Source organism: Sphingomonas lacunae, from assembly GCF_012979535.1.
GTDB lineage: Bacteria > Pseudomonadota > Alphaproteobacteria > Sphingomonadales > Sphingomonadaceae > Sphingopyxis > Sphingopyxis lacunae.
The window spans coordinates 2,816,355-2,834,218 of sequence record NZ_CP053015.1 but is presented as its reverse complement, the minus strand read 5'-3'; the positions used below and the strand labels follow the sequence as shown (position 1 = coordinate 2,834,218).

Annotated in this window: 19 protein-coding genes; 10 read left to right on the top strand and 9 right to left on the bottom strand. The window is 59.5% G+C overall.

Annotated elements, in window-relative coordinates:
• From GV829_RS13535 to GV829_RS13510, 6 genes are all read right to left on the bottom strand, one after another.
• Positions 1-987, bottom strand: coding sequence for a type II secretion system F family protein (locus tag GV829_RS13535; RefSeq protein ID WP_169947484.1), 987 nt, complete (start codon positions 985-987; stop codon positions 1-3).
• A 73-nt stretch (positions 988-1,060) separates the two neighbouring features.
• Entirely contained in the window at positions 1,061-2,356 is a 1,296-nt protein-coding gene (locus tag GV829_RS13530; RefSeq protein WP_169947482.1) for a CpaE/TadZ family protein, read from the bottom strand.
• Positions 2,353-3,024, bottom strand: coding sequence for a CpaD family pilus assembly protein (locus GV829_RS13525; RefSeq protein ID WP_169947480.1), 672 nt, complete (start codon positions 3,022-3,024; stop codon positions 2,353-2,355). The genes GV829_RS13530 and GV829_RS13525 overlap by 4 nt, the downstream gene beginning before the upstream one ends.
• Positions 3,025-3,050: 26 nt before the next feature.
• Positions 3,051-4,637: a type II and III secretion system protein family protein gene (locus GV829_RS13520; RefSeq protein WP_246202897.1), complete on the bottom strand. Its 1,587-nt coding sequence runs from the start codon at positions 4,635-4,637 to the stop codon at positions 3,051-3,053.
• Position 4,638: 1 nt separating this feature from the next.
• Positions 4,639-5,685: a Flp pilus assembly protein CpaB gene (gene cpaB / locus GV829_RS13515; protein WP_169947478.1), complete on the bottom strand. Its 1,047-nt coding sequence runs from the start codon at positions 5,683-5,685 to the stop codon at positions 4,639-4,641.
• A 43-nt stretch (positions 5,686-5,728) separates the two neighbouring features.
• Positions 5,729-6,217 (bottom strand): A24 family peptidase, encoded by a 489-nt coding sequence (locus tag GV829_RS13510; protein ID WP_169947476.1) that lies wholly within the window; start codon positions 6,215-6,217, stop codon positions 5,729-5,731.
• A gap of 49 nt (positions 6,218-6,266) precedes the next feature.
• Here GV829_RS13510 and GV829_RS13505 point away from each other — a divergent pair, with 49 nt between their 5' ends.
• The 4 genes from GV829_RS13505 to GV829_RS13490 all read left to right on the top strand — a co-directional run bounded on the left by GV829_RS13505 (position 6,267) and on the right by GV829_RS13490 (position 9,522).
• Positions 6,267-7,247: an alpha/beta fold hydrolase gene (locus GV829_RS13505; protein ID WP_246202896.1), complete on the top strand. Its 981-nt coding sequence runs from the start codon at positions 6,267-6,269 to the stop codon at positions 7,245-7,247.
• On the top strand, positions 7,247-8,362 hold the full coding sequence (locus GV829_RS13500; RefSeq protein WP_169947474.1) for an NAD(P)/FAD-dependent oxidoreductase: 1,116 nt from the start codon (positions 7,247-7,249) through the stop codon (positions 8,360-8,362). The genes GV829_RS13505 and GV829_RS13500 overlap by 1 nt, the downstream gene beginning before the upstream one ends.
• A 114-nt stretch (positions 8,363-8,476) precedes the next feature.
• Positions 8,477-8,653: a YegP family protein gene (locus GV829_RS13495; protein ID WP_169947472.1), complete on the top strand. Its 177-nt coding sequence runs from the start codon at positions 8,477-8,479 to the stop codon at positions 8,651-8,653.
• 23 nt (positions 8,654-8,676) lie between these two features.
• Positions 8,677-9,522 carry a glutaminyl-peptide cyclotransferase gene (locus GV829_RS13490; RefSeq protein WP_343042834.1) on the top strand — a complete coding sequence of 282 codons (846 nt, stop codon included), beginning with the start codon at positions 8,677-8,679 and terminating at the stop codon, positions 9,520-9,522.
• On the opposite strand, the gene rnhA is transcribed toward GV829_RS13490, so the two are convergent.
• The 3 genes from rnhA to ispH are packed head-to-tail and all read right to left on the bottom strand — an operon-like array spanning position 9,519 to position 11,931.
• Complete coding sequence (gene rnhA, locus GV829_RS13485) at positions 9,519-9,977, bottom strand: ribonuclease HI (protein ID WP_169947469.1); 459 nt, start codon at positions 9,975-9,977, stop codon at positions 9,519-9,521. The genes GV829_RS13490 and rnhA overlap by 4 nt on opposite strands.
• Positions 9,974-10,936 carry a homoserine kinase gene (gene thrB / locus GV829_RS13480; RefSeq protein ID WP_169947467.1) on the bottom strand — a complete coding sequence of 321 codons (963 nt, stop codon included), beginning with the start codon at positions 10,934-10,936 and terminating at the stop codon, positions 9,974-9,976. The genes rnhA and thrB overlap by 4 nt, the downstream gene beginning before the upstream one ends.
• Positions 10,936-11,931, bottom strand: a complete 996-nt coding sequence (ispH, locus tag GV829_RS13475; protein WP_425505419.1) for a 4-hydroxy-3-methylbut-2-enyl diphosphate reductase — start codon at positions 11,929-11,931, stop codon at positions 10,936-10,938. The genes thrB and ispH overlap by 1 nt, the downstream gene beginning before the upstream one ends.
• A 206-nt stretch (positions 11,932-12,137) precedes the next feature.
• On the opposite strand from ispH, the gene GV829_RS13470 reads away from it, so the two are divergent.
• From GV829_RS13470 to scpB, 6 genes are all read left to right on the top strand, one after another.
• Positions 12,138-12,818, top strand: a complete 681-nt coding sequence (locus GV829_RS13470) for a hypothetical protein (protein WP_169947465.1) — start codon at positions 12,138-12,140, stop codon at positions 12,816-12,818.
• 92 nt (positions 12,819-12,910) lie between these two features.
• Positions 12,911-14,641 carry an arginine--tRNA ligase gene (argS, locus tag GV829_RS13465; protein ID WP_169947463.1) on the top strand — a complete coding sequence of 577 codons (1,731 nt, stop codon included), beginning with the start codon at positions 12,911-12,913 and terminating at the stop codon, positions 14,639-14,641.
• Positions 14,641-15,411 (top strand): SPOR domain-containing protein, encoded by a 771-nt coding sequence (locus GV829_RS13460; RefSeq protein ID WP_169947461.1) that lies wholly within the window; start codon positions 14,641-14,643, stop codon positions 15,409-15,411. Before argS ends, GV829_RS13460 begins: the two co-directional genes overlap by 1 nt.
• Before the next feature lie 81 nt (positions 15,412-15,492).
• Positions 15,493-16,506: a beta-N-acetylhexosaminidase gene (gene nagZ, locus GV829_RS13455; RefSeq protein ID WP_169947459.1), complete on the top strand. Its 1,014-nt coding sequence runs from the start codon at positions 15,493-15,495 to the stop codon at positions 16,504-16,506.
• Positions 16,503-17,282: a segregation and condensation protein A gene (locus GV829_RS13450; protein WP_169947457.1), complete on the top strand. Its 780-nt coding sequence runs from the start codon at positions 16,503-16,505 to the stop codon at positions 17,280-17,282. Before nagZ ends, GV829_RS13450 begins: the two co-directional genes overlap by 4 nt.
• Positions 17,279-17,860, top strand: a complete 582-nt coding sequence (gene scpB / locus GV829_RS13445) for an SMC-Scp complex subunit ScpB (RefSeq protein ID WP_169947455.1) — start codon at positions 17,279-17,281, stop codon at positions 17,858-17,860. The genes GV829_RS13450 and scpB overlap by 4 nt, the downstream gene beginning before the upstream one ends.
• Positions 17,861-17,864: the final 4 nt, after the last annotated feature.

Genomic DNA, 17,864 nt, shown 5'->3' with positions numbered 1-17,864 from the left:
TCAGATTTCGAAGTCGATCATCTGCGACATGATGAACACGCCGATACTCATCCACCCGAGGCCACCAAGGCCGGTCAGCATGACGCGAACGTCATACTTGTCGGAACCAGGGAAGAAGGCCGCCACATAATCCGGGTTCATCACATAGACGAGGATGAAGACGAGGAATGGCAATGACCCCACGATCCACGCGGAGGCCTTCGCTTCGGAAGACATGGCGTTGATCTTCAGCTTCATTTGCGCGCGTTTGCGCAAAACTTCGGAGAGGTTGGCAAGGGTTTCAGCGAGGTTGCCGCCCGTTTCCCGCTGAATCGCCAAAGTGATACAGAAAAACTGGAACTCGGGTGTCCCAAGCGTGTCGGCGCTGTCCTGCAATGCGGCTTCCATGGATTTGCCTATGCGAACGCGTTCGATCACCTGTTTGAATTCGACACCGACCGGGCCGGGGATTTCAGTGCTGACAGCCTGGAGAGTTTCCGCAATCGGCAAACCTGACCGCAGGCCGCGAACCAGCAAGTCAATCGCGTCCGGAAAGCGGGCATTGAAGTCGGCCACGCGCTTCTTGATCAGTTTGCTGATCACCATGTGCGGAATACCAAACCCCGCCATCAGGCCTAGCAGCAAGGCGAGCAAGAAAGGCATGCCCTGGGTCATGACCAGACCAGCGAAAACCACAGCGATACCGGCATTGATCGCCATATAGTTTTTGAGCGTCCACTTGTTACCGGTCTGCCGCAGCCGAAGCGCAAGCTTTTCCGGATTCGGCAACAACTTGCCGAGGCCCAGTTCCTGTGTTGGCAATCGTGCAGCGATTGTCTTGCGCATTTGCGCAGCCAACGCTGCCTCGTTCGAGGGAACATAACGGTCAGTGATTGCATTCAGGCGACGCTTAAGAGCGGCCGCAGGCGAGGGACCGGCAAAGGCAAAGACCAGCATCACCAGGACGGTCGCAAACGCGAGTGCAATCAGGATCGTGGTGGTATCCATGAACGAAGCTGCTTTCCTTGCTGGCATGAGGCTGGCTGGCCGGTCGCGCACGGCGCCGGCCGGGTTCCAACCGTCAGGCCTTGGCCTTCTTCTTTGGCATCAGCGAACCGATGTCAGTCAGCTTGCCAAGAAGTGACGCTGACTTTTCCGGCGCCTTGCTGATCGGCGCGGTGCTCGGCATATCTTCATCGTCCATGACCTCCGCACTGAGGACTATGTTGACGAGCTTGCTAAGCGGCGAAGACAATTTTGTTCCCCGAGCCGTTTCAGCAAGGCATTTGCCGAGTTTCGCAGCCTTCACAGCGAGTTTTGTGTCCAGCGGGATGACCAGGTCAACGGCGTGCTCAATCGACGTTTCGAAATCCTTGCGGGAAATCTCGCTGCCGCTTGCGGGGACCTTGTTGGCCACAAGAGTAACCCTTGCACCGGGGCAGGTTGTCTTGAAGCCAGCCAGCAGCCGGATAGCATCACGCGCGGATGCCAAAGTGAGCTCGGTCACCAAGACCACATTCTGCACTTCGGACAGCATGTGGGGGTAGGCGATCATCATGTTTCGCGGCAAGTCGATGACCGTCGATTCAAACGCAGCGTTGATCTCTTCGCGAAGGTGGAAAAATGTTCCACCGTCGCTCAACAGCGGTTGGTTGATCGGTGCTTCCGCCGACAAAATGGCCAGATTGTCATTGGCCCGCACCATTGCACGTTCGATGAACAAGCCATCGATACGGGCAGGGTTGTCGATCGCGTCAATCAGGCCACGGCCGGGTTCCAGATCGAGCGCCAGTGCGCCAGTGCCAAAATGCACATCAAGGTCAAGCAGGGCCGAATTGCGCTTGCCCTGCTGGCTCAAGAGCCACGCCAGAGAGGTCGCGATCGTCGAAGCACCAACGCCGCCCCGCGTGCCAACCACAGCGGTCAGCGTGTGCTTGATATTCTGTGCGGGCTCGTTGGAACGCGGCGCGTTCAGCATTGCCTGGGCGTGCATCAGCACGTCGCGCACCTGTTCTGGGAAAACCGGCTTCAACAGATAATCATGGATGCCACTGGCCACCAGGTCACGGAACAGACGGACGTCGTTCACCTGTCCCATGGCGATGACCACGGTGCCTGGTTCGCAAACTTCGGCAAGGCCATTGATGTCATTGATCGGGTCGCTCGATTCTGACAGGTCCACCAGCAGGATGCTCGGGCTAGCTGTAATCGAGAGCGACTGGACAGCGTTACGAAGGCCTCCGCGGTGGACCTTGTCGACAGCCCATCCCATGTCATTGGCAATCGGGCGGATCATGTCCACCGAGTCATCGTCGCACAGATAGGCCGCAAAAGGTTCGCGCTGATGTGGCGAACTGGGTCGAAAAGGTGCGTTCACTGGCCGCCTCCACTGCTGCCACCACCGCTAGGGCTGATGTTCGAAAGGCCCCCGGCTCCGGTAGGCGGATTGTTGCGATAGCTCTCGATCGCCTTTGAGGCGGTCAGCGGATCATTCTCGCCCGAGTTCTGGCCACGGACCAGGTCGCTTGCATCCGCCACCATTGCGGCGATGTTGGCATTGGTCGCGCATCCATAGTTTGAGGTGGTCGCATTATGGTTGTTAGCGGTCATCCGCGTCGACCAGTCTGGACAGCTGGGGACACTGGCGGTTGAACGGGTGATCACGATCCGGATAAAGCCCGGCTGGATGGTACCTGATGTGACAGGCGCATGAGCGGCCAACAGCAAGCCCTTGCGCGCCACCAGCATGGCCACCGCGTCGCGGGCAGCCCGGCCATTGCTGGCTGCGCTCTCATCGACGGAAATCCGATCACCATAACCGGCTTCCATTGCATCGAGCCAGTCGTTCACCCGGCGCATCTCCGAAGGCGGGAGCATGCCTGAAGTTGCATCTGCGTCGATGACATAGCTAGCCAGTCTGACCACGGGTTGATGGACCGAATCCAGACCGCGGTTGACCGCTGCCGTGTTACCGGGGCCGGTGCCCATGCAGCCTGACAGCGCAGCGCTCATGGCGACGGCTGATGCGAGGATTCTGATACGCATGATGACTTATCCTCCTGAATGCACAGTCACTGGTTGAAGCTGAAGCCGGGTGCGGCGTTGCTAGCCGCATCCGAGCGGCGACGACGGCGTTCCGGTTCAGCACTGGCCTGTGGGGCAACGTTGGTCGGTGCGGTGGCTGTCGTTGCTGCAGAGGGTGCCGATGCCATGCCAGGTTCAGCAGCAGTCTCGCTTTCAACGACCATCTGGGGCATCGGACGGCGCACGCCGCTTTCGCCGTCGATGGATTGGCCGATGACGCCACGCTGCATGTCCGTCGCGCTGCGGAAACCATCGGTCGGCAGAACGATCTGGTCGGCATTGACTGGTCGAACGAGATACGGTGTCACAACAATCACCAGTTCGCTGTCACCACGGCGGAACGTGTCCGAACGGAACAACGTGCCTAGGATCGGGATTTGACCGAGACCTGGTGTGGCATCGACAGCGCTGACCGACCGGTTGCTCATCAGTCCGGCGATCATGAAGCTCTCGCCTGAACCCAACTCCACGGTGGTCTCGGTGCGGCGGACGCTAAGGGCTGGAATCTCGAAGCCGTTAACGCGGATCGCACCTTCTGTCGAAAGTTCCGATACTTCCGGACGGACTCGCAAAGAGATCCGGCCGTTGGAAAGGACAGTGGGTGTATAGGCCAAGCTGACGCCGAACTTGCGATATTCGATAGTGATGTTCCCGGTCATCGGATTGGGAACCGGGATCGGAAACTCGCCACCTGCAAGAAAGTCTGCAGTCTCCCCGGACACTGTGGTCAGGTTTGGCTGCGCCAGAGTCGCGACCATCCCGGTCCGCTCACCCATGTCGAGCGCACCGAGCAAATCGACACCGAACAGTCGGCCAGCAGCAGTCAGTGTGGTCTTGTCGATAAGTGCGGAAGTCGTGACTGTGACACCTCCGGTGACCGGATCAGGCGCGGAAATGCTGCCGATGTTCCGGCCGCGGAACGCACCGAACAGGAACTGGCCACCGGAATTGTCTCTCGACAACAGGTTGCCACCGATTTCCCGGACAAGTGAACGGTTCACTTCCGCAATCCGCACTTGCAGATTAACCTGCAGCGGGGTTGCCGTCTGCAAACGGGAAATGACGCGTGTTCCTTCACCGACAAATGCGGTGACCAAACGATCAGCTTCCGCGGCGTCCTGAGGCGAAGCCACCGTTCCGGTCAGCAGCACGAAGCCGTTCATTGTATTCACGTTGATCTGGGCATCGGGCATGGCCAGCATCAGCATCTGGTCAATTGTTTCGATGTTGTTGCCGACGCGGGCAACAACGGAGTAGACGACCCGTCCTGCGGCATCAGTCGCATAGATGCTGGTTTCGCCCGGTGCTTTGCCGAAAACATAGAGCTGTGTTGACGACCGGACCTGCACATCGGCAACTTCCTGGTTGGCAACGAACACATCGTTCATGGGTGTGGGGAGGGTGATCAGGCGACCGCGCCCGACAGACAGCAACAGGTCTGCGTTGGTCGTCGTCTGGCTCTGATTGCGGCTGGACTGGGCCGAAGCCGGGGTGGTGATGGTGCCGGTCAGGATCATCCCTGCGACCAGCGCGCCAGCCATCAGCTTCTGTCGCATCATTTTGACGTTCGTCATTTTACCTACCCCCAACTGGGACAACGGTTACCTGGTCACCACGGACTACCCGGACGGTCGGGCCGACGGGTGCGGCGGGTTCGGAAGGCGCTGCGCTGGGCGCGGCTGCCGGAGCAGACGGAGCCGATGGAGCCATAGCTGCGGTATTGGGGTTGCTGCGGGGCAGGCTGCGCCGCAGGTAACGCGAGACATCCCCGCCGGTTACAGCGGTTGTGCCGCGGTCAACGGGCCGGCTTGAGGCTCCGCGCAGCATTCTGGCTTCACCACGGCTGTCACCGTCGCGCGCCACCGAAACCTGACCTGAGGCTATGGCCTCTTCAAGTTCGGACGCATTTTCTGCCAAAGAACGCAGAGCCAGCGACAAGGTGCCAACACTGCGGGCAACCGCAATCTTCTCGGCAATCTGCGGTGTGGCTTCCAGCGTCACAGTGCCAAAGACCGTGGGCGTGGAATTGCCATTTTCGTCAGTCGGCGCGGTACGCTGGTCGACCGCGAGAACGCGCATGTTGCGGACGATGGTTTCCGTGGTTGCCAGATTGTTGGACGTGCCCGAGCCACCTTCACCTTCGATCTGGAGGGTAAGCAAGACATCGACCCGATCGCCAGGAAAGACAAAGCCGGCCACGCCTTGATCAGGCGACAGGGGAACCGTCACGGCGCGCATGCCCGGTCCAAGAGCGGCGGCAAGGAAACCACGATCACCCGGATTGACAAGCGCGCCCTTGGTGATCGGGGCGCCTGCTGTCATGGGCACGCGCACCACCGAACCGACTAGGGCATCAATGCCAGCCTGTCCCTCGACATAATATTGATCCGGCTTCACCAGACCCTCTGGCCATGCCTGAAAGCGCAGCGCATCGGCGGTCAAAATGGTGCCGACGGGCAGTGCCCGCGTTGCGACCATGACCTTCGGCCCTTCGATCTTCGGGGTGGCGGCAGCTCGAGCTTCCGGTCCGGTAGAACCGCGCATCAGCTGGTTGACGCCAAATGCAGCGCCGAGTGCGACAATCATCGCACCAACGATCAGCATGATCTTTTTCACGTCCATGACGTTTCAAGCCTCCTGGTTCGGCGGGTGCCGGACATGGTCTTCAAGCTGCCGGAATAACCGGCAAATGGTTAATATACTGTTGGTAGATCGCCCAGAATCCGCCAAAGGCTATGGCGAGGCCGTATGGAACCTCTGGCGGTTTCTCCATTTTTTGCATTTTCTGGTGGATCAACATGGCGCCAGCGACGACGCCGCCAGCAATCGAGAACACCAGCATCATTGGCAGGATGAGCCGGACATCGATTGAAAGGGCGAGCGCCGCGATCATCTTTACATCGCCGCCGCCCATCTGACCCAACGCAAAAAGGCCAAAGAAGGCGACAAGCAATGCCAGGGCGACACCAACCTGCCAAGCGATGTCGGGCCACAACTCCCACCCCATTGTCCACCAGACAAGAGGAGCGACCAGCGCGATTGCGACGTTCAAAAGGTTCGGGATGGTCCGGCTCTTGAGGTCAGTGTAGCAGGCGGTGAGCAGCATTCCGACCAGAAGGGCGGGTGCTACAAATATGGTGAGTTCCCCATTCATGACGCTGGGGACTAGACGAAATGCCTTTCAAAACCGTAACCATGGCTGGATGACTGATCTTCCGACCAGCAAAGTAGCGAGGCCGGCCCCTGCGGGCTTCCGCCGTCACGTGCCTGAGGATGCTGATACCTGCATGGTCAAGGCGACCGACGGATGGCCGTTGCGCACAATCCGCTGGACGCCTCCCTTGGGCACCCCACGGGGTTCCATCCTGTTTCTGGGGGGGCGGGGCGATCATTTCGAGAAATATCTGGAAAGTTTCGAAGATTGGCGGCTGGCTGGCTGGCAAGTTGAAAGCTTGGACTGGCGCGGGCAGGGAGGTTCAGGTCGTCTTGCTCATGACCCCTGTGTTGGTCATGTCCATGATTTCGGTCAGTGGATCGATGATCTGGCCCGGCATTACGCCGACTGGCAGGCCCGCACGCCGGCGCCTCATGTGGTGATTGCTCACTCAATGGGCGGGCATCTGGCGCTTCGCACTCTCGCCGAAGGCCGGATCGCGCCCGACGCTGCCGTACTTGTAGCACCAATGCTTGGTTTTACGGCGCCCTATCCAAATTGGTTGGGTCTGCTGGTCGCTCGGGCCATGACCAAGATCGGGGATCCCGAACGCGGTGCATGGAGTGTCAGTGAAAAGCCGGGCAGCCCGCTCCGGCTGCGCCAGAAATTGCTGACGCATGACGATAGTCGATATGATGACGAATTATGGTGGAAGTCTCAAAGGCCTGACCTCGCGCTGGGCCCAGCAAGCTGGCGTTGGGTTGAACAAGCCTATGCCTCCTTTATCGGCCTCGCCAAGAGTGGCCAGATCGAAGCCATAGTGACACCTGTACTGATATTGGCAGCGTCTAAGGACGCGCTTGTTTCGGCATCGGCGATCCGGAAGACAGCAAGGCGCCTGACCAAAGGCACTCTCCACATATATGGACAGGAAGCTGCGCATGAATTGCTGCGGGAAGCAGACAATGTTCGCGACGATGCTCTGGCCCGGATCACATCCTTTCTCGATCAGGTGGCGCCGAGGCGCTGATGGAAACTGACCTGCTCATCGTCGGCGCCGGTATAGCCGGGGCGTCGCTCGCCGCAGCAGTGGCGGCGGAACGGATGACCGTGCTGGTAGAGGCAGAGGACATGCCCGGCCGCCATGCGACCGGGCGTTCCGCGGCATTTTATGACGAGAGCTATGGTGGTCCCGGCATTCAGCCATTGACTACCGCCGCCGGTCCGATGCTCCGTTCTCCGGGTGAGGAGATGGGGGGCCATAGTTTCCTGAGGCCTCGCGGCGGGTTGATCATCGCCCGGAATGGAGATGAAGCCCTGCTGGATGCAATGGTTGCTGATTTTGCGGGCACGCCGGTCAGTCTGGACCCGGTTTCCGGTGCTTGTTTATCCACCATGCTTCCCGGCTTGTTGCCCGGCTGGTCTTCGGCGCTGGCTCAGCCACAATGCGAAGATATTGATGTTGCAGCGCTTCACCATGCCAACCTCGCTCTGGCGCGCAGGCGTGGAGCGACGCTGCTGACGCGCTCGCCTTTCACCGGTGCGGTTCGGCGCAGCGATGGCCGCTGGCAAGTGCAAAGTGGTTCATTGTCACTCACCGCCTCAGTCATCGTCAATGCGGCCGGGGCATGGGCCGATCAAGTCGCCGGGCTGGCCGGAGCCGCCCCTATGGGGATAACGCCCTATCGACGGACAATGGTCCAACTGCGATTGGGCAGGGAGACCCCTGCCAGCTTGCCTCTTGTTATTGATGCACGCGGAGAGTTTTACTTCAAAGGGGAGGGCGTAGGCCGAATATGGCTCAGCCCCCATGATGAGACAGCTGACTTTCCACATGATGTTGCAGCCGAAGAGCATGACATCGCGCTGGCGATTCACCGGTTCCAACAGGTCGTGGACTGGCCAATTGCCGCCGTAGAGCGTCGTTGGGCAGGTCTGCGTAGCTTCGCTCCTGACCGCTTGCCGGTTCTGGGTTTCGCGCCAGATATGCCGGGCTTCTTCTGGTGCGCCGGGCAGGGCGGTTTTGGCATTCAAACCGCCCCGTCAGCGGCGTTACTTGCTGCATCTTTGCTTTTGACCAGGGACCCTGACCCCAGGATATCAACGATCGATGCGACGATCTATTCGCCGTCCCGCTTTGCATAAAGAAGTCGGTTGATTGTGGTCAAATATTGCGACTCAAGGGCTGAGAGAGGCTGGTATCCGATATAGGCATGGCTTATCCTCTTTGCGCAGACTGCCATTATGGGGAGCATGTCCATGGCGCATCATTTCGTTATCGAAAAGAACAAGGCTGGCGAATTTGTCGCTAAATTCAAATACAACAGCGAGACCATATTCTGGACCGAAGGCTATTCGAGCCGTGCGGGCGCACAAAATGCTATCGAATCGATCAAGAAAAATGGTCCCGGCGCCGCAACCAAGGACGCGGAATAACGCCTTCACCTGTCAGGTGTCCTGTGGTGAGATTTGAAACCATCAACCACGGGCTGTGTTGGCGGGTCCTCTTATGTGCTGCGCTGCTACCGTTGGTGGCAGCGTGCACACTGGGGCGGGACCGCGATACGCTGGAGCAACCCCTTCAGCCTGTTGCCGGCTCTCCGATCCATCGGTTCACGGCTGAAATCATCAATCGCTATCCGCATGATCCACGTGCTTTCACTCAGGGACTGTTGGTCCATGAAGGGCAATTGCACGAGAGCACGGGAGGCGAGGGGCGCTCTGACATCCGGAAAGTGGATTTGACGACAGGCCATGTACTGGCCCGTGCCCGATTTGACAGCCGGGAGTTTGGCGAGGGGCTTGCCGTCTGGCAGGATGAACTCGTCGCCTTGACGTGGACCAGTGGTGTCGCGCGCCGCTGGCGCCTCAGCGATCTCACGCCCACTGGTGTTTTCCGCTATCAGGGTGAGGGCTGGGGACTAACCAGCGATGGCGTCAATCTGATCCAGTCCGATGGCAGCGCGACCCTGTATTTCCGTGATCCTGAAACATTTGCGGTGCGACGTAGCATTACGGTGACGCTCGCGGGTCGTCCACTTGAGCGCCTCAATGAGCTGGAGTTTATCAACGGCCTGGTTTGGGCGAACGTTTGGATGAGCCGGGATATTGCGTTGATAAATCCTGCTGATGGGCGAGTGGTCGCCATGCTCGATCTCACGCAACTGGTTCAGGAAGTTGGGCAGCGTGACCTTGATGCGGTGGCAAATGGCATAGCATGGGATGCTGATGCCCGGCGACTGTTCGTGACCGGCAAGCTCTGGCCAACCCTTTTCGAAATCGGCTTGCCGCCCCTGCAACCTTAGGCGCCTGTGCCTTTTGCGGCGATGGCGGCATCGCTGGCCAAACGATCCGCCCGTTCATTGTCAGGGTCACCGGCATGACCCTTGACCCACCGCCATTCGATCCGGTGGTGCTGGGTGGCAGCGTCCAGCCTTTGCCACAACTCGGCATTGGCAACCGGCTTTTTGGCCGCATTTCTCCAGCCATTGCGTTTCCAGCCATGGATCCATTTGGTTATGCCGTCGCGGACATAGACACTATCTGTAGACAGGATGACATCGCATGGCCGTTTCAGGGCTTCGAGTGCCATAATAGCCGCCATCATTTCCATCCGGTTGTTGGTTGTGATGGCCTCTCCGCCTGACAATTCCTTTTCCACCTCACCAAAGCGCAAAACGGCCCCCCAGCCTCCCGGACCCGGGTTGCCCTTGCAGGCGCCATCGGTCGCAATGATGACAGCGGGCCGCGTGGCGGTCATCGGCCCAGGATGCTGTCAGAGGTGGCGGTGCGGAAAAATGACAGGCGCCGACGATAGGCCAGAGGATCCTTGCGGGCCACGAGCGCATCAGCCGGTGTTTCGAGCCAGTCAAGCGACCGGGTCAGCATGAAGCGCAGGGCCGCACCCCGCGCCAGCACTGGCAATGCCTGTTGTTCGGCAATGGAGAAAGGACGGACATCCTGATACCCTTTTGCCATGGCAGCGGCCAGTGCCGGTAAATAGGTCGACCCGTCATTGCTGAAACACCAGGCGCCGTGGGTAACCGCAAAATCATAAGCGGTGATGTCCCGACAGGCGAAATAAAAGTCGATTATGCCGCTCACATTTTCGCCGGTCATCAACACATTGTCGGGGAAAAGATCGGCATGAATGACCGATTGTGGCAAATGGTCGGGCCAATTGGCCGACAGATACCCCAGTTCGTCGGCCACTTCGTCCGTCAGACCCGGGCTGATGCTGTCAAGTCTTGATCCGAGCCGATCTGCCAGTTGGCGCCACCCATTGAGCGTCAGCGGATTAGGTGGTCCGCCTGAAAAGTCGGCCGCCGCGCTGTGCATCCTGGCGAGAGCCTGGCCCGCGGCAAAGGCCTGGCGGCTGGTCGGCCGGCTGACCGAAATCCCGTTGAGGAACTGTATAAGGCAAGCGGGTTTGCCGCATAATGTCTGCACATGCTGTCCGCTGAGGTCCGGCAGAATGCGGGGAACCGGATTGCCCTTGTCGGCGAGATGGTCGATCAAGGATATGAAGAAAGGCAGATCACGTTGATCCACCCGCTTTTCGTAGAGGGTCAGAATGAAACGGCCGCCCTGGCTGTCGACCAAGTAATTGCTGTTTTCGACGCCTTCGGCGATTCCTTTCGCGCTGATCAGCGGCCCGACACCATATAGGTCCAGGAAGGTCGCCATATCCTCCGCGCCGACCTGGGTATAAACGGCCATCAGTCCTTGTCCGCTGTTTCAAGTCCGCGCGGAAGCTTGAACACCATCGCTTCGGTGGCAGTTTCGACTTGATGCTCCGTCACCTCGAAACCCTCGGACAGGCGGTCGACAACCTCCCGGACCAACAGTTCTGGGGCCGACGCACCTGCGGTGAGACCGATGCTAGCCATGCCGTCAAACCAGCTGAGGTCAATTTCATGCGCCCTTTGAATCAGCCTGGCTGGCGTTCCCACCCGTTCAGCGACTTCGACCAGTCGCAACGAATTGGAACTGTTCGGTGCCCCGATAACCAACAGCATCTCGCACTGCGGTGCTATGGCTTTGACAGCTTCCTGACGATTTGAGGTCGCATAACAAATGTCCTCGCCCTTGGGGGCGACGATCGACGGAAACCGCCTTTGCAGGGCTTCGATGATTTGGGCAGTATCATCGACGGACAAGGTTGTTTGGGTCAGAAAGGCCAAATTTTCGGGGTCGTCAGGCGCCAGCCGTTCGACATCTTCGACAGTCTCCACCAACGTCATCGCGCCTGGCGGCAACTGTCCAAATGTACCGATGACTTCTGGGTGACCCGCATGGCCGATAAAGATGATGTGGCGCCCCGAGTCATGATTGCGCTCTGCCTGCCGGTGAACCTTGCTGACAAGCGGGCATGTCGCGTCGATATAGGACAAACCTCTGGCTTCGGCCTTTGCCGGCACCGCTTTCGGTACACCGTGTGCGCTGAACACGACCGGAACGCCATCCGGCACATCGTCCAGCGTTTCGACAAAGACAGCACCCTGATCGCGCAGGCTGTCGACAACAAATTTGTTGTGAACGATTTCATGACGCACATACACTGGCGCGCCGAACCGTTCGAGCGCCAGTTCAACAATCCGAATGGCCCGGTCAACACCCGCGCAAAAGCCTCGCGGTGCGGCCACCAGCAGTGTCAGCGGCGGTTTGCCGTCCGTCGTCGACCGTGTCATCGGTTGGGTTGCATCGAAACTCATGGTCGTTGTGCTCGCTTTTTCCCTCACGGCCGTCCCTATTGGTCACGGCTCTGAACTGCAAGCCTTGCAGGGTGTGAAGGCCAACTGTTGCCAGCTATGCTTGCTATGTTGCAGATAGACGGCCCCGGGGATAAGGATGCGGCGGACTTTCGCCGACCCGCGGTTGCATCGCGGTCGGACCGCACCAGTTGAGGATTTGCCGACAGATGACCGCTCTCCCCCGCCGCACCGCCCGCGCAGGCGTCAAATCCGTTGCTGCTCTCGGTGCTCTCGCGGCTGTGGCCCTCTCCGGGTGCGCGCGGGACAATGAGATCGATATCTCCACCGGCGTGGGCATTACATCTAGTCGTTCCCTCTGTCCTTCGGTGGGCGTTCCCAACCATACCGGCGACATCACCCTGTTCGACCCGCCGGGGAGCCGGGACGCTGCGGCCATTGATGTGGTGGCCTCGATTACCAACGTCCGCACGACCTGCAACGATGTTGGTGAACGTCTTTATGCCGGCAGCAGCTTTGACGTGGTTGCAACCCGTCGTGACGCGGGTCCTGCGCGCGATGTGACGTTGCCCTATTATTCCGCAGTCGTTCAGGGCGGAACCGCGGTCGTGGCCAAGGACGACAACCAGGTCACTCTCCGCTTTGAGGCCGGTCAAACGCGCGCAACCGCATCGGCGACCGCCGGGGCTTATGTTGACCGCGTTGCCGCGACGCTGCCTGAAGATATTCGTGAACGGATTACGCGCCGACGTCGCGCCGGGGAGCAGGATGCCGCCATTGACCCGATGTCGGAACCCGAAGTGAGGGCGGCGGTTACCCGTGCCAGTTTTGAACTGTTGATTGGTTTTCAGCTCACTGCCGAGCAGCTCCAATACAATGTAACCCGCTGATCTGGCGATCCCCGCCAACCTTATGACCGGCGGGGCACCCTCCGCAGGTCATTTGGCGTATGACATGCCTGTCAGGCTTCAGGATTGAGATTATGACGATTTTTGCCCGTATGGCGGACCATCTGAATGGGGCCCTCGATGCCATGGAAGCGGACGGCAGTCTGCCTCAAGGCCTCGCTCGCGGCGCTATCACTTTGGAGCCGCCGCGTGACGCGAGCCACGGGGATATGGCTACCAATGCTGCCATGGTTTTGGCAAAGCCTGCTGGATCCAATCCGCGCGCACTGGCCGATCGGCTGGTCCACCAACTCTTGGCTCTTGAAGAGGTCAGCGAAGCGGCTATCGCCGGACCCGGTTTCATCAATCTGCGTCTGACAGATGATGTATGGCGTCAGGAGGCACGGCTGATTGCGGAGCTCGGTGCGGACTACGGCCGGTCGACCCTTGGTGCATCCGCTGTAGTCAATGTCGAATATGTGTCAGCCAATCCAACCGGCCCCATGCATATGGGGCATTGTCGCGGAGCGGTTGTGGGTGATGCGCTGGCGAACCTGCTTGAATATTCCGGACACAATGTGATTCGCGAATATTATGTCAATGATGCCGGCGGGCAGGTCGATGTCTTGGCCCGTTCGGCCCATTTGCGCTATTGTGAAGCATTGGGAGAGCCGGTTGGGGCTGTTCCTGAAGGCCTCTATCCGGGGGACTATCTTGTCCCTGTCGGGCAGGCCCTTGCCGATGAATTCGGCAGTCAATTTGTCGACGCACCGGAGAGCGAATGGCTGGAAACCTTCCGCCGCTTTGCGGTTGGCCGAATGATGGAACTGATCAAGGCTGATTTGGCCTTGCTTGGCATCCATCACGATATCTTCTCATCCGAAGCCGAACTGCAGGCCGCTGGAATGCCCGAAGCGGCGGAGGCTTGGCTGCGTGAGCATGATCTGGTTTATGATGGCGTGCTCGAAGCGCCCAAGGGTGAGTTGCCGGATGATTGGGAACCGGTGGAGCTGCCCCTGTTCCGCTCAACGCGCTTCGGCGATGATCAGGACCGGCCAATAAAGAAGTCCAATGGCAGTTGGACCTATTTCGGTGCGGATCTTGCCTATCATCATGAAAAGGCCAAGCGGTCAGACGCCTTGATCGACATCTGGGGTGCCGATCATGCCGGTACCGTCAAACGCATCCAGGCTGCTGTCGCGGCGCTGACCGGCGGCAAAACCCGTTTTGATGTAAAGCTGGTCCAGATGGTTCGGCTGATGCGCGACGGTGAACCGATCAAAATGTCCAAGCGTGCCGGAAACTTCGTCACGTTGGCGGATGTGGTGCGCGAAGTGGGCAAGGATGTGGTGCGCTTTACCATGCTTACCCGCAAGGCTGACGCACAGATGGATTTTGACTTTGCCAAAGTGGTGGAGGCATCAAAGGACAATCCGGTTTTCTACGTGCAATATGCCCATGCACGGATCCAGTCGCTGTCTCGAAAGCCCGCCGAAATGGGAATTGTTGCCTTGCCTGCGCCGGACCTGTCCTGTTTGGATACAGTTGATCTTGATCTCATCAAGCTTGCAGCCACCTTTCCGCGGATTGTCGAGTCAGCGGCACAGGCACGTGAACCGCACAGAATAGCTTTCTATCTCAGCGATGTGGCTGCTGCATTTCATGGGTGGTACAATCTAGGAAATGATGATCCTGCTCGCAGGGCTGTTTTGCAGGAAGATTTGTTAACCACATCTACAAGGCTTTTCTTAACTTCAACAATCGGGCAAATATTGCGCAACGGGCTCTCGATCATGGGGGTGGAGCCCGTCATGGAGATGCGCTGATGAATGAGCCTGACAGCAAGCCGCTGCATTTTGAGGAGGAGGAAAGGCTCCCCTGGCTTGAACCGATAGAGGACGCCGAGGAGCGGGACACCTCGCTTGGTCGGCTTGTCGGTCTTGTGCTCACCGGCCTGGTTGGCATTGGCGTTGTCGTCGGTGGTCTTTGGTGGTGGCAGAATAATGGCGGTCGGCCGCGCGGCGAATTGATTGCCGCTCCAGAAGGGAATTATCGAGTGCCGCCGCCGGCAGAGCCCGGCCGATTTGACGGAGATGGCAATATTGCCGTTGCTGCTGCTGAGGGTGTGGAGACGCCGGGTCAGGTTGATCCCAACCAATTGCCAGAGGCGCCTGTCCCGCCTGCGGTGGCAGGTGGCTCGCCCGCGCCGACAGTTGTTGCCCCTGCATCCCGACCTGCCTCTTTGCCGCAACCCAAGGGCGTTGTGGCATCGGCACCGGTGGCACCGGCTCGGCCGGCAGCAGCCGCGCCTGTGGCGCCTGCTCCCCGCCCGGCTGCTCCTGCTGCGGCTCCCGCCACCGGTGGGGGCATGATACAACTCGGTGCCTTCGCAAGTGAGGCGACTGCAGCCCGCGCTTGGGATGATCTCAAAGGGCGCTTTACCTGGCTGGGCCCGGTCAACCGGTCCATTGTCGCGGGAGAAGTGAATGGGCGCACAGTCTATAGGCTCCGTGCTGCCGCTGGCTCTGCCAGCGCTGCTCGTGACCTTTGCGGTCGTTTGCGGATAGCTGGCGAAGACTGCTTGATCCTTCCTTGATTGCTGCCCTGCTTTTCACCCTTTGTGACTTTGCCTAAACAGGGCATCATGCACGATCGGTGAAGAGTGAGGCGGCATGCCGTGATTCCTGTCATTTTTGGCTTGGCTGGACTGACCCTGACCGATGAGGAGCGGCGCTTCTTTTCTTCAGTGCAACCGGCCGGTTTCATTCTCTTTGGTCGCAATATTGCTGATCCAGAGCAGGTGCGTGCGCTCACCGAGGATCTCAGGGCAATCAATGGCCAGCCTTGCTTGCCGATTCTTGTGGATCAGGAAGGGGGACGTGTGGTTAGGCTCAAGCCACCGCACTGGCCGGCATTCCCGCCAGCGGAGCGCTTTGACCGCCTCTATCATCAAGCGCCCGCCTCAGCCATCGCGGCCGCCCGGTCAAACGGACTAGCCCTTGCGCTTACGTTGGTTGACGTTGGCATCAACATAAACTGCGCACCAATGCTGGATGTTCGGCAGACGTCTGGCCACGATATTGTCGGCGACCGCTCATTTGGAAGTGACGCCATGCAGGTGGCGGCTCTCGGCGGGGCCATGCTCGATGGAATGGCAGCAGGTGGAGCTGTGGGGGTCGTCAAACATGTGCCTGGCCATGGCCGTGCTTGCTGTGACAGTCACCATGACCTGCCGACCGTGGATGCTTCGCCTGATCAATTGTTGCAGGACATGGCACCATTTGCCGCATTGGCCGGCAAAGCGCGTATCGCGATGACCGCCCATATCGTTTATCGGGCATGGGACAAGGACTCGCCGGCGACCCTTTCGCCGACCATCATCAGCTCGGTCATCCGTCAACAGATCGGCTTTAGCGGATTGCTGTTAAGTGATGACATCGAGATGAATGCCTTGACCGGACCGGTTGCCGATCGGGCGAAGGCCGCAATTGCCGCAGGGTGCGACATCGTGCTGCACTGCTCCGGCGATATGGCAGCGATGCAGGCCATCGCGGCGGCTTTGTCGCCGATTTCGCAGGGAACGCTGGATCGGCTCGAACGTGCGCGGTCCGGATCGCTTGGGTCGGCCGATCCCGCTCGTTTGGAACAGGCGCTCGCCCACCGCGACGCGCTTCTGGCGCTTGCAGCATGACCGCTGACGCCCCTCGCTTTCCATTTGAGGAGCCGGTGGTCGCGGCTTCGACAGCCGAGGAGCGACTGCGCCTCGACCTGGATGGTTGGGAAGGGCCGCTGGATCTTCTGCTCGCTCTGGCTCGCAGCCAGAAGGTGGATTTGAAGCAGATTTCCATCTTGCAACTGGTGGAGCAATATCTCGACTATATTGAGCGAGCGGAGCATCTTTCGGTCGAGTTGGCGGCTGACTATCTGGTGATGGCAGCATGGCTCGCCCTGCTGAAGTCCGCCCTTTTGCTGCCACGGGACGTGGAGGCCGATCCAGATCCCGATGAGCTGGCGTTGAGGCTCCAACTGCGGCTGCAGCGGTTGCAGGCCATGCGTGAGGCCGGAGCCAGATTGTTTGCCAGGGACCGCATTGGCCGTGATGTGTTTCTGCGCGAGGCTCCGGAAGGATTGCGCACGGAGACGAAGCGGTTGTGGGAAGCCAGCCTGTTCGAGCTGCTTCAGGCCTATGGCGTGGTGCAGGCGCGCACTCGTCCCGTGGTGCACATGGTCGCGCGGCGGGAAGTCATGCCGCTGGATGCGGCGATCGAGCGTCTAAGCCGTCTCATCGGTATGGCAGTTGATTGGAGCGACCTGCGCTCGTTCCTGCCACCCGATATAGCAGGCGATCTGCGACGTTCCGCTTTGGCGTCTTCCTTTGTGGCTGCGTTGGAACTCGCCCGCACCGGCAAGGTTGACATTCGACAGGACGAGGCTTTCTCTCCTCTCTTTGTAAAGAAGGCGAGATGACAGACCAAATCATTCCCGATTTCGAACGCGGAGTAGAAGCAGCCCTGTTCGCAAGTGGGGAACCACTCAGCGTGGACAGGTTGGCCACCTATGTGGGGGACGGAGATATAAAGGCCGCCCTGGTTGCCATTCGCAGCCGACACGCAGGCAGCGGGATCGAATTGGTTGAAAGGGGAGGGCGCTGGCATTTCCAGACTCCCGGTGATCTGGCCCATTTGCTGCGTCGCGAGCGCGAGGAACCGCGCCGGCTATCGAGGGCCGCGTTGGAAGTGTTGGCAATCATTGCCTATCATGAGCCGGTTAGCCGGGCTGAAATTGAGGCGATAAGAGGTGTGCAGACCGCCAAGGGCACGCTCGATGTGTTGATGGAGTCGGGCTGGATTCGCCCCGCTGGCCGGCGCGATGTACCGGGACGGCCTCTCATCTATCGGACAACTGCGGATTTCCTGACACATTTCGGCCTGTCGAGCCGCCGGGATCTGCCGGGAATCGAGGATTTGCGCGCTGCCGGCCTCCTTGACCCCATTGATGTCGCTTTTGATGCGCTGGAACTGGCACAAGCGGACGAGACCGACTAGATAA